This is a genomic window from Dyadobacter fermentans DSM 18053 (assembly GCF_000023125.1).
Taxonomy (GTDB): domain Bacteria; phylum Bacteroidota; class Bacteroidia; order Cytophagales; family Spirosomataceae; genus Dyadobacter; species Dyadobacter fermentans.
In genome coordinates this window covers 827,278-840,718 of sequence record NC_013037.1, presented here as the reverse complement: position 1 = coordinate 840,718, position 13,441 = coordinate 827,278, and the positions used below count along the sequence as shown (strand labels likewise).

At 54.5% G+C, this 13,441-nt stretch carries 12 protein-coding genes; 6 read left to right on the top strand and 6 right to left on the bottom strand.

Annotated features, from left to right (window positions below):
* The first annotated feature begins 41 nt into the window (after positions 1-41).
* From DFER_RS03535 to DFER_RS03525, 3 genes are read left to right on the top strand one after another with little or no spacing between them, the layout of a single operon-like run.
* Positions 42-1,517 (top strand): RagB/SusD family nutrient uptake outer membrane protein, encoded by a 1,476-nt coding sequence (locus tag DFER_RS03535; protein WP_015810232.1) that lies wholly within the window; start codon positions 42-44, stop codon positions 1,515-1,517.
* A gap of 20 nt (positions 1,518-1,537) precedes the next feature.
* On the top strand, positions 1,538-2,920 hold the full coding sequence (locus DFER_RS03530) for an FAD-dependent oxidoreductase (protein ID WP_015810231.1): 1,383 nt from the start codon (positions 1,538-1,540) through the stop codon (positions 2,918-2,920).
* Positions 2,921-2,923: 3 nt separating this feature from the next.
* On the top strand, positions 2,924-4,099 hold the full coding sequence (locus DFER_RS03525; RefSeq protein ID WP_015810230.1) for a hypothetical protein: 1,176 nt from the start codon (positions 2,924-2,926) through the stop codon (positions 4,097-4,099).
* A 2-nt stretch (positions 4,100-4,101) separates the two neighbouring features.
* Here DFER_RS03525 and DFER_RS03520 read toward each other — a convergent pair whose 3' ends face one another.
* Genes DFER_RS03520 through DFER_RS03510 form a run of 3 tightly spaced genes read right to left on the bottom strand, consistent with a single transcriptional unit; the run spans position 4,102 to position 8,523 of the window.
* Positions 4,102-5,517 (bottom strand): TolC family protein, encoded by a 1,416-nt coding sequence (locus DFER_RS03520; RefSeq protein ID WP_041735811.1) that lies wholly within the window; start codon positions 5,515-5,517, stop codon positions 4,102-4,104.
* Between the two features lie 11 nt (positions 5,518-5,528).
* Positions 5,529-6,857 carry an HlyD family secretion protein gene (locus DFER_RS03515; protein ID WP_015810228.1) on the bottom strand — a complete coding sequence of 443 codons (1,329 nt, stop codon included), beginning with the start codon at positions 6,855-6,857 and terminating at the stop codon, positions 5,529-5,531.
* Entirely contained in the window at positions 6,838-8,523 is a 1,686-nt protein-coding gene (locus DFER_RS03510) for a peptidase domain-containing ABC transporter (RefSeq protein WP_015810227.1), read from the bottom strand. Before DFER_RS03510 ends, DFER_RS03515 begins: the two co-directional genes overlap by 20 nt.
* A 146-nt stretch (positions 8,524-8,669) precedes the next feature.
* Here DFER_RS03510 and DFER_RS03505 point away from each other — a divergent pair, with 146 nt between their 5' ends.
* Positions 8,670-9,350: a TetR/AcrR family transcriptional regulator gene (locus tag DFER_RS03505; protein ID WP_015810226.1), complete on the top strand. Its 681-nt coding sequence runs from the start codon at positions 8,670-8,672 to the stop codon at positions 9,348-9,350.
* Here DFER_RS03505 and DFER_RS03500 read toward each other — a convergent pair.
* Positions 9,347-10,663 carry a MutS-related protein gene (locus DFER_RS03500; RefSeq protein ID WP_015810225.1) on the bottom strand — a complete coding sequence of 439 codons (1,317 nt, stop codon included), beginning with the start codon at positions 10,661-10,663 and terminating at the stop codon, positions 9,347-9,349. The two genes, DFER_RS03505 and DFER_RS03500, sit on opposite strands and share 4 nt — an antisense overlap.
* Positions 10,584-10,883 (bottom strand): hypothetical protein, encoded by a 300-nt coding sequence (locus DFER_RS29810; protein ID WP_143828643.1) that lies wholly within the window; start codon positions 10,881-10,883, stop codon positions 10,584-10,586. The genes DFER_RS03500 and DFER_RS29810 overlap by 80 nt, the downstream gene beginning before the upstream one ends.
* Positions 10,884-11,145: 262 nt before the next feature.
* On the opposite strand from DFER_RS29810, the gene DFER_RS03490 reads away from it, so the two are divergent.
* Entirely contained in the window at positions 11,146-11,877 is a 732-nt protein-coding gene (locus tag DFER_RS03490; protein ID WP_041734705.1) for a hypothetical protein, read from the top strand.
* Here the strand turns inward: DFER_RS03490 and DFER_RS03485 are convergent.
* Complete coding sequence (locus DFER_RS03485; RefSeq protein ID WP_015810222.1) at positions 11,865-12,422, bottom strand: sugar O-acetyltransferase; 558 nt, start codon at positions 12,420-12,422, stop codon at positions 11,865-11,867. The genes DFER_RS03490 and DFER_RS03485 overlap by 13 nt on opposite strands.
* 168 nt (positions 12,423-12,590) lie before the next feature.
* Here DFER_RS03485 and DFER_RS03480 point away from each other — a divergent pair, with 168 nt between their 5' ends.
* Positions 12,591-13,439, top strand: a complete 849-nt coding sequence (locus DFER_RS03480; protein ID WP_015810221.1) for a universal stress protein — start codon at positions 12,591-12,593, stop codon at positions 13,437-13,439.
* Positions 13,440-13,441: the final 2 nt, after the last annotated feature.

Below are 13,441 nucleotides of genomic sequence, written 5' to 3'. Positions count from 1 at the left end.
CCGGATTCATTTCTCTCGCTTCAATCCAGACATTATCAACTATGAAAAGTTTAGTAAAAACATATCATCTATTGGCGCAAACGGGCTTTTGCGTCCTGGCGGTACTTTCGGGCAGTGTGCTTGTGTCGTGCGAGGACGTGCTCAAAGAGGAGCCGCGTTCGGTGGCCGTTGAAACGTTTTTCAACACCGCCGCCGAGGTCGAAACGGCAGTGAACGGCATTTTCACGCCCCTGCGCAACAACAACTACTCCGTGTACGAAACAACGCTCGAATGCCAGTCGGACTTCACCAACGGCCGGGGCAGCTGGGCGCCGCTGCACGGGTTCCAGGGCCTCGACGACGCGAATATCAACCGTGTGGGCGGACTTTGGAATGCATTTTACCTGAGTATCCGCAATGCCAACCTGGTGATCCGCAATGCGCCCCTGGGCAACGCGATCAGTGCCGCCGACGTGAGCCGCTATGTGGCCGAGGCGAAGTTCATGCGGGCATTTAACTATTTCCAGCTCGTGCGCAATTGGAGCGGCGTGCCGCTGCGCACCGAGGCGAATATGAATGAAATAGACCTCAAAAAGAGCACAGCCGAAGAGGTTTACAACCTCATTGTAGCCGACCTGCTCACCGCCGAGGCCGATTTACCCGACAACCCTTCGGTAGCAGGGAGGCCAACGCGCTGGGCCGCGAAAACCATGCTCGCGGACGTTTACCTCACGCTCGGCAAATTCGCCGAGGCCCGCGACAAGGCCGCCGAGGTAATGGCCTCCGCCAAATTCTCGCTCGTACCGGTTACGACCAAAACCGATTTTCAGCAAAAAGTGTGGGGGCCCGAGCTGGTATCTACTTCGGAGGAAATATTTCACCTGAAATACACCCGCCAGGTCGGCCAGGGCAACTATATGCTCTGGGTAAGCAACCACCCCGACACCAAATTGTTCAACTTCGGGGGTGCTTACGTACTTTACCTCGATATAAAAAGCGATTATTACACCTCCTGGGACAATGCCGACGTACGCAAGGCGCTTTGGGACAATATCAACTTCGGCCTCGGCACCAATACGCTCGTAAGCTCTAAATTCACCGACCAGCTGGCCGTGAGCCAGAGCGGCGCCGGCAACGACGACCCGGTGTACGGCTACTCCGACGTGCTGCTCATTTATGCCGAAGCATCGTCCCGCGCAGGCAACGGCCCCAACGCCGCAGGCCTGGAAGCGCTCAACACCGTGCGCAGGCGCGCCTACGGAAAGCCGTCCACCGAAGCCTCGGCCATTGACCTGAAACTGACCGATTTCAACGCCGCCACATTCCTGAACCGCGTGCTGACGGAGCGCAGCTACGAATTTCAGTTGGGCGGAAAGCGCTGGCTCGACCTGAAACGGACCGGCAAAGCCGCGGAAGCAGTACTCGCCGCAACCGGCAAAACGATCGCCGAAAAGCATTACCTCTGGCCGATACCGGTCTCCGAAATGAATTATAACAAAGGCCTCGAACCAGCCAAAGACCAAAATCCGGGCTATTGAGCATTAAAAGATATTTGCTAATGGAAAAATTGAAAAGACGGTCCGCATTGACGGGCCTGGGTGCACTTTCTCTGGGAATGCTCAGTCCTTCGCGCTCGAAGGGCGATGTGCTGGCGAAGCCTTACGCGGTGAAGCAGCAAACGATCACGACCGACATCCTGGTGGTAGGCGGCGGCACGGCGGGTGTCGTGGCCGCCATTCAGGCCGGGAGGGCGGGCCGGAAGGTAATATTGGTTGAAAACGGAAGCCAGCTCGGCGGCACCACCACTACCGGCGGCGTGGCATTTCCGGGGATCTTTTTTGCCTGGGGAAAACAGGTGATCAGCGGCATCGGCTGGGAAATGGTGCAGGAGGCCGTAGCGTTGAACGACGATACCCTCCCCGATTTCTCGATCCCGCATGGCCGGCAGCACCCCAAGCACCAGGTGCGGCTGAACGGGCAGCTCTATGCCCTGCTCATCGAAGAAAAATGCATTGAAGCCGGTGTGAAGATCCGGTTTTACGAAACGCCGGTAGCCGCCGCATTCGAGAAAGGCAACTGGGCTGTCGATACGATTGGGAAGGGTACCAGCACGCGCATTATCTGCAACCAGCTTATCGACTGCACGGGCAATGCCTATGTGGCTTCCATTGCAGGTTTTAATGTGCTGCGCGAGGCGGTGATCCAGCCGGGTACGTTGCAGTTTCAGCTCGGCGGCTATGATTTCCAGTCGCTCGACCTGAAAATGATCAAGGAGCGTTACCAGGAAGAGATCAACAAAGGCAACCTGGTCAAAACCGATTTCCGGAACAACATAGTAGGCCTGCTGCGGAGCGGCGGCGATAATATCCAGCACATCCTCGGCGCCGATTCCACCACCTCCGAAACCCACACCGTGGCGAACCTGAAAGGCCGCAGCTCGCTGCTGCAAACCCTGCGGTTCCTCCGAACACTGCCGGGATGCGAGCAAATCAAGCTCGTGGACATGCAAAATGAAACGGCCGTGCGCGAAACCTATCGCATCGACGGGCATTACCAGATCACCAAAGCCGATTACGTCACCGGCAAGGTGTTCGACGACGCGGTTTCCTACTCCTACTACCCCATCGACGTTCACGACGAACACGGCGTGGTGCCCGACCATCTCAAAGAAGGCGTGGTGCCCACTGTCCCATTGCGGGCATTGGTGCCCAAAAACAGCCGGAACTTCCTTGTAGCGGGCCGGTGCGTGAGCAGCGACCGCCTGGCCAACTCGGCCCTGCGCGTGCAGGCGTCGTGCATGGGCATGGGGCAGGCCGCCGGCGCGGCGGCGGTGCTGGCCAATATGCAGAATAAGTCGCCTTTGGAAGTTAACCTCGACGACCTGCGGAAGCTCATCGAATCGCATGGGGGCATTGTGCCGGGAAGTAGTCAAAAAGGCTGATGGATGAGGATATCAGGCATTAACATTCCAAAAAGTATCCGGCGCATGGTGGCGGTGTGGGCGATTGCGCACGGTTCATTGCCGTGCCTCGCCCAGATCCGCTATTTCCAGCCCGCAAGCATTCCGGGTACCGAGGCGAACGTGGTCGCCATCCCGTCCGCCGTGCAGGATTCCATTGTTACCGATACCATTTTTCAGGTTTGGTCCAAAGAAGGTTATCCGCTTCGTTATTACAAAAAAATAAGGACGAGCGTGTGTTTCGACAACAAATGCAGGCTGCTGAAATGCACGCTCTACTGGAATGTAACGGGCCGTTACCTGGGCTTAGAACTGGAAAAAGGGGAATTCCTGAGCAAAGCGCGGCATAAGCCATTCAAACGAAAGGAATACCTGCGCCTGCACGCGATCCTGGCTGACGAATCTTCCCGGCTGTCGGTATTGTCGTACGGCGAGCTGGCACCGAGGGCGCAGCCAAAGGCGGGAGGAAAAGCCGACGTGGACGCGGTAACTTCCGCCACCGCCGCCAGCATTCTCGACGATGTGGTGCCCGGCGCGGCTTATACCACCTACAAAATGTGGCATGTGGTGTACGGCGCAAGCCAGCAGGAAGTGCGCGACCTCACCATCCGGTCCCTCTCGCCGGCATTAATCGAACAACTGCTCGACAGCCCCGACGCAACAGACAAAATCTGGGCCCTGGACCACATCCGGGGCAATGTGCGGCTTTCGCCGGAGCTTCGCGGCCGGCTGTTTTCGCTCATTAACGGCGGGCAATACAACCTCGCCGAACGAGCGATCAACGCCCTCGACCGCCAGGAGCTCGATGCCGATACGGTGCAGGCGATGCTCGCCGGTAAGCTTGCGCAAGGCAGCTACGCGATCAGGAAACTCATTCTCGGAAAATTTGCCCAGGCATCGCATCTCACGGAACAGGCCGTGGCCGGCCTCATGCCCGTTTTGAATGGAAACAACCCTGAACTGACTAACAATGTGCTTGATTTATTCGCGCAGCACCGCATTGCTGATCCTGAAATCAGTCGCGAAGTGGCCGCGCTGCTTACGCGGGAGAATGCATTTGTGGCGAAAAAAGCCTACAAATACCTGGCGGCGTTACCCTCCAAAAGCGCGGATGTGGCTGCGCAAATGGACGCCTTTCGAAAGGAGCATTTGCAGGAATAAACTTAGTTGAGCAAACCGGCCGTCCATTGTACGGCGAAGGCCGTTTTGAAGAATTTGGCTTTCAGTTCAATGAGCTTTTGCTGCGCTTCGAGCACTTTGTTTTCGCGGCTATTGATGAGGAACAAAGAGCTTTCCCCGTTGCCAAACAGCGTTTGTTCGGCTTCCAGCAGCCTTTGATAGTTGCCATAATTGAGCGTTTGGAGGCCTATCTGCTCTTTCAGGACCGAAAACTCATTGTGGTATTTCCTGATCTTCAATTGCAGGTCCAGCTGTTTCTGAACCTGGTCGAGGCGCGTTTCCATGATTTTCAGCCCCGCCATTTTGTATGCGCCCCGCCCCGCGGAAAGCCGCAGCGGTATCTCGAATTTGAAACCATACTGGTAGTTATTCCCCAGAAAAGCCGATTCCGAGATATTGGAAAACGCATTATACCCCTTACTGAGGTGATTGTAGCGAAAGTCGGCTTTGGGCAGCAGTTCCTGGAATTTCAGCTTTTTGTCAATATCCAATGCCCGCAGTTTGAAATCGTACACGCGCAATGCGGGATGTGAATTCTCCGCGATGGTAAGCAGGGCATTCAGGTCGAGCTCCATTGTTGCGAGTAGCCGCTGGTCGTCCCAGGCGGTCGGCGGGACGATGTTTTCGGGCAGGTTGTACGGCGAGCCGGAGTCGGTCCAGAGAAAGCCGGAGAGCGTCAGTCCGGCGTTAGTGAATTGTATCCTGTACTGCGCTTCCTGGTACTGAAAGCTTTGCAATTGCGCCAGCGCTTCCACGGTATCGATGGCCGCGCGCTCACCATTATTGAATGCCCTGCGCACGAGGTCCAGCCTTTCGACATTGATCGCCACCGCGGTTCGCATTACCTGGTACAGGTTATAGCTGCTCACCCAGCCCCAGTAGGCATCCATCGCATCCATCAGCAGGTCGTTGACAAACAATTGCTGCTCCGTTTCAGCCATGGAGGTGAATATCCGGGCCTGTTTCAGGTAGGCGCGGCGCTTGTCCATCAAAAGGTCTTTTGCCAGCGGAATGCTCGCGCCGATGAAGGACGACTGCCCTTTGGACATCGTCGGGTCCAGCCGCTCGCCTGTGTAGTTGTCGATACCGGTGTGCACTTCGATGCCGTACCAGGTGGGGATGGTAATCTCGGGAGAAGTGCGGTTGTAGTAATCAACCCCGCCGAACCGCTTGCGCGCTACATAAGCGCCCAGCACGGGATCGAACCCGCCGCGGGCGATGAGGAGGTCGGCCTGCGCCTTATCCACATGAATGCGCGCCTGCCTGGCCACCGGGTGGTATTTTCTCACGATTTCCAACACCTGCTCGCCACTTAGCGTGCGGGTCGAATCCTGGGCGAAAGACACATTGAAAAGCGCCGTTACGAGGAGCAAGCCCAGCTGAATTGCTATTGTTTTCATAGGCGGACGCATTACTTCTTTTGCTCCTTTGCTTTGGGTTCTTTCAACACATAATAGTCTGGCGGGAAGCCATTGATATTCCGCCAAAGCTCGTACCATACCGGCACGTCTTTGAGCAATGCGATCCCCTGCGCCCCGGTGCCGAGTTTCAGCTGCTGCGGCCACGGACGGTCGGAAGCGTCTTCCGCAACAAGCACCCTGAAAAGTCCGTTCGGACTGATGGTATGCTCAAATGCGACCACTTTTCCGCCAAAAGTACCGTAACTGTTTTCGGGCCAGCCGCTGAATATAATGGCCGGGAAGCCATCAAACAGAAACCGTACTTTCTGGCCCACACTAATGAGCGGCAGGTCCACCGGGCGCACGTACATTTCCACCGCATATTGCGTGCGGGTAGGCACGATCACGGTTATGCGCTCGCCGTCTTTAAGGATTTCGCCGATACCCGCCTTGCTGGCCTGGACAATCTGCCCGTCCTGCGGTGCGGTGATGATGTACATGCCGTTACGGATCGTGTAGTTGGTTACCTGATTTTCCAGTTTCGCCATCTCACCCTCGCCGGAGGCAATGTTGCTGAGGCTTTGAAGCCGCTCGCCTTCCGTCTTGCTGATCTTCTCGGCATATTCCTGCTCCACGCCGTTCTGTTCGATCTGCGTGATGAGGATTTCCTGCTTCGTCTGCGCGACCTTGTTTTCGGCCGTCACACGCTTAGCCATGGCGTTTCTGAATGCCGTATTGCGTTGTTGCAGCTGCGTTTTGGACACGAGCCCTTCCTGCTGCATTTTTTCCTGACGCTCGTACTGGTCTTTCGCGAGGTTAAACTCGTTGTTTGCCGCTTCCAGGTCGGCCTGTTCGCTGGCCAGTTTGCTTTCCAGCTGGCCCAGTTTGTTTTTCAATTGCTGGATTTTCAGCTTTTGCGAAGCCTGCAACGCCTGGATCTGCGACGTGGCGGTGGCCGCTTTTCCTTTGTAGTATTCGATCGCGTCCTTTTTGGCTTGTACCTGTTGCTGCGTCCGGTTTACGAGCTTCGGGTCGAGGTAGTCTTCCTTGATCTCCGATATCTGCACGATCGTGTCGCCTTTTTGTACAAAATCCCCTTCTTTCACAAACCACCGGGCGATCCGGCCGGGAATCGGGGAATTGATGTCCTGAGGGCGCTGCTCCTGATACAGGGACGTGAGCGACCCGGGTGCCTTGATATTCTGCGTCCAGGGCAGGAAAAGCCCCAGCACGAGGATAATCATGATTCCGTAGAACCAGTAGCGGACTTTGCTTTCCTGCCCGCGCATGTAAATCGTGTCGAACGATTTGAGTGGAATTTTATAGTTCGCCTGATCCATTGTCAATGTTCTCGGTTAATGTTGCTGTGCCATTGCTAAGCAAAATCTGGTAATCGCATGCTTCCAGGAAGGCCGGATCGTTCACCGCCACGATGATGGTCGCATTGTTGGGCCTGCTTTTCAGGTACTGCATCAATTTCTGCTTTTCATGTCCTGCCAGTCCGTCCCACGGATCTTCCAGCAACACCAGGCCGGGTTTGTTCAGCAATGCCCTCAGGAGTGAAATGCGTTTGATATAATGCCCCGGCAGGTTCTTGCCATTGGGCGCAACCTGGGTTTGGAAACCGTCCGGCAGCTGATCGAGGAACCCCGAAAGCCCGGTCGCGTCGGCCAGGTCGATGATCTCGTCGGAGGTAATGTGGCACCTGCCGTCGATGATATTGTCCCAAACCGTGCCGGTGAATACCTCCCGCTGGTTGAGGTACAATCCCATTCTCATCCGAAGCGCGCCCAGCCGGTAATTGCACAACGGCACTTTATTGAACAGCAGGGAACCGGTAAAATGCTGATAATGCCCCGCAAGGATTTTCAGGAAGGTGGATTTGCCCGAACGGCCGACCGTTGAAACACCCACCAGACTACCCGCGGGAATTTTCAGGTTAATGCCGTGGAATACGCTCCGATTGTCGGGAAACGAGAACGAAAAGTTCTGCATTTCGATCGATACGCCTTTGCCGGCCGCGTCGAGCGACAGCGTGCCTTCCGGCTCCGAAAGGTTTTCGGTGACGGTAGAAAGCTTTTCGAGGCCGGTCACGACATCGTAAACGGTATCGAGGTTGATAATCAGCTTCTCCACCGCATTGATCACCGCCAGGACGATGATTTCCGCCGCAATAAACTCCCCGATATTCAGCTGCTGGCGCAGCAAGAGGAAAGCGCCGCCCGCAAGCATAGCCGTCGTGATCGCTACCTTGGTGAATACCAGCGTTTTGTATTGCAGCAGCAGCACCGAAAAGTGCTCCGTGCGGGAGTTGAGGTATTTGTTCACATGGACGTCTGTCCGCGTGAGGTTGAAATTCGTGTCGTAACTGAGCTTGAAGGGATTGATCACCCTGGCCATTTCTTGTAGCCAGGCCACCGTTTTGTATTTGTAGACACTCTCCTGAAGGGAAGTTTTAAGACCGTTTGCACCTGTGAGCCGGAAGATGACTGTCAGGATGACGATCAATGTGAGGCCGAATACAATGAAGAAGGGATGGTAGAGTGCGAGGAGCATGAGGCCGAAGACGATCTGGATGCTGGCCGCGGGTACTTCGAGCAAGAGCTTCGATAAGCCCTTCTGTACATTGAGGACGTCAAAAAAGCGGTTGACTTTCTCGGGGAGGTAAAATTTGTCGGTTTTGATGAGGTCGAAGCGGGGGATCTTGTCGGCGAACTCGAATGCATACCGGGTGAAGATTTTCTGCTGGATCTTCTCGATGATTTTCATCTGGTTGATCTGCATAAGCCCCACCACCACAACTCCGGCCACGACGAGGGTAATCAGCACATAAATGGAGGTTACCATGGAGGCGCCGAGCACAAAACCGATGATCGCCTGAATGCCCAGAGGCAGACTCAAATTGACGAGACCGCTCAGCATTGCATAGAAGTACACCGCCAAAATATCCGACCTGTCCAGCAATATCAAGTCCCATAACCGCTTGAAGGGGTTCACCTTTTCCATAGTTGTTTTTTGGGTTTCACTGCAAATATAACAACACTAGCAGGAACAATAGTATTGCTATTTGATAATATACAGAAACTTTTCTTTGCGAACACTCACTATTACTGACACACATTTTACTATTTTAGTGCAATAATTGATCGTGTATGGAATTTCACGTAAGTTTTCATCTGAATGAGAAGGTCTACCTGAAAGACCCGGAGAGCAGCGAGGTGGGCAAGCAGCTTGTCAAGAATGCTATTGATTTGATTTATGAACTTGGTTTCGAGCATTTTACCTTTAAAAAACTGGCCGTCCAGGTGAACACCACCGAAGCGACCGTTTACCGGTATTTCGAAAACAAACACCGGCTGCTGCTGTACATTCTGAACTGGTACTGGAGCTACATGGAATTCCTTGTAATGTTCAAGTTGCAGAACGTTACGGATCCTGCGCAAAAATTACACGTAATTATTGCACTTCTTACCCATGAATTGCCCCAAAGTGCGGGATCAATGGACTATAACACGAAATACCTGAACCAGATCATCATCAGTGAAAGCAGTAAAGTGTACCTGGTGAAGGATGTGACGGAGATCAACAAATCGGAAGTTTTCAAACCCTACAAGGACTTGTGCACGCGGATTGCGCAGGTCATTTCGGAATACAACCCGGAATACCAGTTTCCGCGCTCGCTCAGCAGCACGCTTATCGAAACATCGCATTACCAGCAATTTTTCAGCACATTCCTGCCCCGGCTCACCGACAACCAGGGCGCCGACCAGCGCATTTTCGCCACCAATTTCCTGACGGACCTGCTATTCAAGGCAATCACCAAAGCCAGTTAGCGCAACGCCAGTTTTGAAGACAGCCTGGTGGCCTCCTCGGTAATGTGCGCGGGGAATTGGTTGATGGTCAGGATCCGGATCGCGTTGGTGGTGTTGAGCACGCCGGGTTTTATTTTGTAGTCAAATACAATCTCCTCGTCTTCTATCACTTCTGTAAAATGGTATTGCTCGTAGTTTTCAGACAACAAATCGGCCAGCTCGCGGTCGTGCGTTGATACGAACACCAGATTGTCGTTTCCGGCCAGATAGGTTAGCACGGCTGTACTGATCGCAATCCTTTCGATGGAGTTGGTGCCTTTTAAGACTTCGTCCAGCAAAAATAGCGTCGGCTTTCCGCCGCCACTTTCTTCAACCAGCTGTTTCAGGGCTAAAACCTCTTCCATGTAATAGCTCTTTTGGTCGAGCAGATCGTCGGAGATGCGGATGGAAGAGCTGACACGCATCCGCGGCATTGCAAATTCCGATGCGAAGCAGGTGTTGAGGGTTTGCCCGAGGATCGCACTGATGCCTACCGTTCTGATGAAAGTCGTTTTACCCGACATATTCGAGCCCGTCAGCAGCGCCGACCGCCCATTCAACACCAGGTCATTGGAAACGCCATTAAAAAGCAATGGGTGATAAAGCGCCTTCGTTCTCAGTCCGTTACCGTCGGAAACTCCCGACATCTGGCTGTAATGCGGCAGGCTTTCGCGCAGTTCGAGGACCGAAAGCGCGGCGTCCGTTTCACCTACAAACCTGAAAATAGTATAAATGTCGCGCTTCCGCGTTTCGAGTTTTCGGAGCGTGGCAAACAGCACCACGGGTTCAAGCAGCAATAATGCTTTGATCAACTCCACGAGGTATTCCACCAATTGCCCAATTTCGCTCTGCAATCTGGCCTCGATGCGAAAGACCGACATTTGTGGGATTACGCCCGCAATGGAATGTACTGAATCACGCACGTCACTGCCTGCCGACAGCCCATCCCTGGCCATCATCAGCCGGGCTATTTGGTACATGATCACGAGTTGCGGCAGAGAGGCGCTGTATTGATAAATGTTGTTCTTGTTCCAATAATGGACGCCCATATTGATCGGAAAGAGCAAAAGCAGCGCAATCAGCATTTTCGGAATAAACACCGAAAGCACCAGCGAAGCTAACGCCGATACCGAAAGCAGCTGAATAAGCCACAGCCATTTGGGGGCCGCGATATGTTCGCCCTGAAACAGCGCGGAAATGTGGTAGGCGCCCGGCTCATGCAGCTTGGTCAGCTCGCCGGAAACGGCTTTTTTCAGCGAGGGGTTTTGAGAAAATGCCGCAATCGTGGCTTCCATTCGCTCCACGCGCGGTAGTGGCCGGAATGCAGCGCATCAGATAATACAGGTACTGCTGCCCGGGGCGAGAGCGCGTGCGGTCGATGAAGCGGAAGACATCTTCCAGGTCCAGATCGCGGCAGGTCCGGTCGCAAATCACCTGGTACGAATCCGACAAATCGGCTTTGCTGAAAAATTTCCCGATTAATCCGAAATTGAAGAACTCCGTTTTGACTTCCATATTCGCGCGCAGAGGTTGGTTCGAGGGTTTAGGCGACGTGCCGGTATTATTTTCGGCGCCCATCGGGGTTCAATTTAATGGGTATCACCCCAGCGGCAGCAAAATTGTGTTAAACGGACGACTGGTGCGTTAACCCGGCGCCGCGGTGAAGTGCTGTGATTCAGTAATTTTCCACACAACTTTACACCCTGCCGCTGCAACCAAACACGCGGTCGGTTGGTCTTAGTATTATTTCGATGTTTGAAAATCTGATCTGATGGCTATGAAACTGCTTCTGCCTCTTCTGCTTGTTGGTTTGTTTTTCTCCTGTCATAAAAAGGTTGATCCCGAAGTGCCGGCGGGGGCATTATTTAAGGTAACGTCCAAGGGGCAGCTTTATCAAAGGCTGGAATACGGCAACGGGCGCGTGGCGCGTTTGCTGGGGTTCAATGGTTGTGAATCGCCCTACTCCGTCGTCGATTTCGGGTATGATGATGGCAGGATTAATTTTACCAGGCATGGCGACCGCGGCCTGCTGTCGTCGTGGAGCGGCGCACTATGTGACCCGAACCTGCCGTTCGAATATCACAACTATTCGTTTGAACGCGACAAGCAGGGCCGCATCAGCAAAGTTACCGGCAAATACATGACGGCGATTTATTCCTACGACGGCAACAAGGCGACCGTGCAGGTAAACCGCGAATCGGGCCATCCGGCCTGGCATATTTACCTCACATTCGACAGCAAGGGCAACATCATCGAAAGGCGCAACTCGGAAACGGACACGCTGGGCCTTACCCGCTTCGAATACGACAACCACCCCAACCCGCTGCGCGAACTCGATTCCTCCGGCTTGCCCAATCCGTTCACCTGCCCCAACAACGTCGTGCGCTCGCTCGACTCACGCGGAGAAGTGCTATGGGAACGGAAGTTCACCTACAACACCGCCGGCTGGCCGGTGACCCTCGATGAAGGCACGGGATTTGAACAACAGTACCATTATCAAGACAACTGACGGATTACCCGGCAAGGGTTACCGGCCGCGAAAACATCGGCCGGAATGTCTTTTGTCACCACACTGCCTGCGCCGATGATCGTTCGGTCACCAATGCTCACGCCGGGGTTGATAATCGCACTACCCCCAATCCATACGTCCTCACCGATCGTGATCGGTTTAGCGAATTCCACGCCCGATGCCCTCGTAACGGGATCGACCGGGTGCGTGGCGGTGTAGATTTGCACATTCGGCCCGAAGAGCGTCCTGCTTCCGATGCGGACGTATGTAACGTCGAGCACCACGCAGTTGAAATTGAAAAAAACCTGGTCGCCCACGATGATATTCGACCCATAGTCGCAGTAGAATGGTGGTTGCAGCCACAGGCTGCTGCCGGCATTGGGAATGAGTTGCTGCAATATCGCCGCCCGTTTTTCCGGCTCGTCTTCCCGGCCATTGTTCAATTCCAGCAACAAAAGCCTTGTCCGCGTGCGTTCGGCGGTCAATTCCGGATCCAGGGCTACGTAAAGCTCGCCGTCGAGCATTTTCTGTTTTTCGCTCTTCATGGTATGATCGTTGGTTTTCGACCCATTCAGGCAAAAGTGATGCCTGATAGCCATTGTCATGCCCGGCATATATGAGGAAAGTCAGTTTCCGACCGGCCACAGGTCACCATTCGTCTACTTCTTTATGAGTATCTTGCATGCATTGCTTACCGTCCCTGAATCCCGCTGATGAAAAATATCCTCGTTCCCTTCGATTTTTCTGCCTTGGCCATGCACGCGCTTGGTTTTGCGGCCGACATTGCCGCTGCCAGCGGCGGCCAGGTAGTGGCTTTATACGTGCTGAATGTAGCGCCGGTATTCGGAGCCAACCTCGATTCGCACGGCTACGGAAACAATACGGCAGCCATGCGTGCCGATCCGGGGCGCGAAGCGGCAGCCCGGTTCGAGAAAGTGAGGCAGCAGTTGAAGGGAAACATCCGCCCCGGCTTCCGGGTCGAGCGCGGGCTGCTGCACCAGGCGATACTCAGGGTCATTCATGAAACCGAGGCTGACCTGGTGGTGATGGGCACCAAAGGCAGCAGCGGCCTCGCCGAACTGCTCGTCGGCTCCAATACCGAAAAAGTGATCCGCACCGCGCCCGTGCCGGTAATCACGGTACATAAAGCGCTCACGGTGAGCAGCATCCGCAACATCATTATCCCTACCGCCGCCGATTCCGGACAGCAGCATCTGATGCGGCAAATCAAGGCATTGCAGGCGTTTTTCGGGGCCCGCCTGCATGTATTGTATGTCAAAACACCCGACGAAAAGGAATCGGACAAAGCATTGACGGACATCCTGGAAAGCTATGCCGCAGTGCACCAGCTATCCGACTACTCCACCCATGTCACTCATGCGCCCACGGAAGAAAAAGGCGTGCTCAAATTTTCAAAACGCATCCCGGATTCGATGATCGCCATGGGCACGCACGGCTACACCGGCATCACGCACCTGATGCTGGGCAGCGTGGCCGAAAACGTAGTCAACCATACGCGCGAGGCCGTGTGGACCTACCGGCTGCCCGGCGCGCGCAGCTAGCA

Bases quoted from the DNA above. Each gene is read 5' to 3' on its own strand.
- DFER_RS03535 (WP_015810232.1), top strand. From the start codon at position 42: ATGAAAAGTTTAGTAAAAACATATCATCTATTGGCGCAAACGGGCTTT.
- DFER_RS03530 (WP_015810231.1), top strand. From the start codon at position 1,538: ATGGAAAAATTGAAAAGACGGTCCGCATTGACGGGCCTGGGTGCACTT.
- DFER_RS03525 (WP_015810230.1), top strand. From the start codon at position 2,924: ATGAGGATATCAGGCATTAACATTCCAAAAAGTATCCGGCGCATGGTG.
- DFER_RS03520 (WP_041735811.1), bottom strand. From the start codon at position 5,517: ATGAAAACAATAGCAATTCAGCTGGGCTTGCTCCTCGTAACGGCGCTT.
- DFER_RS03515 (WP_015810228.1), bottom strand. From the start codon at position 6,857: ATGGATCAGGCGAACTATAAAATTCCACTCAAATCGTTCGACACGATT.
- DFER_RS03510 (WP_015810227.1), bottom strand. From the start codon at position 8,523: ATGGAAAAGGTGAACCCCTTCAAGCGGTTATGGGACTTGATATTGCTG.
- DFER_RS03505 (WP_015810226.1), top strand. From the start codon at position 8,670: ATGGAATTTCACGTAAGTTTTCATCTGAATGAGAAGGTCTACCTGAAA.
- DFER_RS03500 (WP_015810225.1), bottom strand. From the start codon at position 10,663: ATGGAAGCCACGATTGCGGCATTTTCTCAAAACCCCTCGCTGAAAAAA.
- DFER_RS29810 (WP_143828643.1), bottom strand. From the start codon at position 10,883: ATGGAAGTCAAAACGGAGTTCTTCAATTTCGGATTAATCGGGAAATTT.
- DFER_RS03490 (WP_041734705.1), top strand. From the start codon at position 11,146: ATGAAACTGCTTCTGCCTCTTCTGCTTGTTGGTTTGTTTTTCTCCTGT.
- DFER_RS03485 (WP_015810222.1), bottom strand. From the start codon at position 12,422: ATGAAGAGCGAAAAACAGAAAATGCTCGACGGCGAGCTTTACGTAGCC.
- DFER_RS03480 (WP_015810221.1), top strand. From the start codon at position 12,591: ATGAAAAATATCCTCGTTCCCTTCGATTTTTCTGCCTTGGCCATGCAC.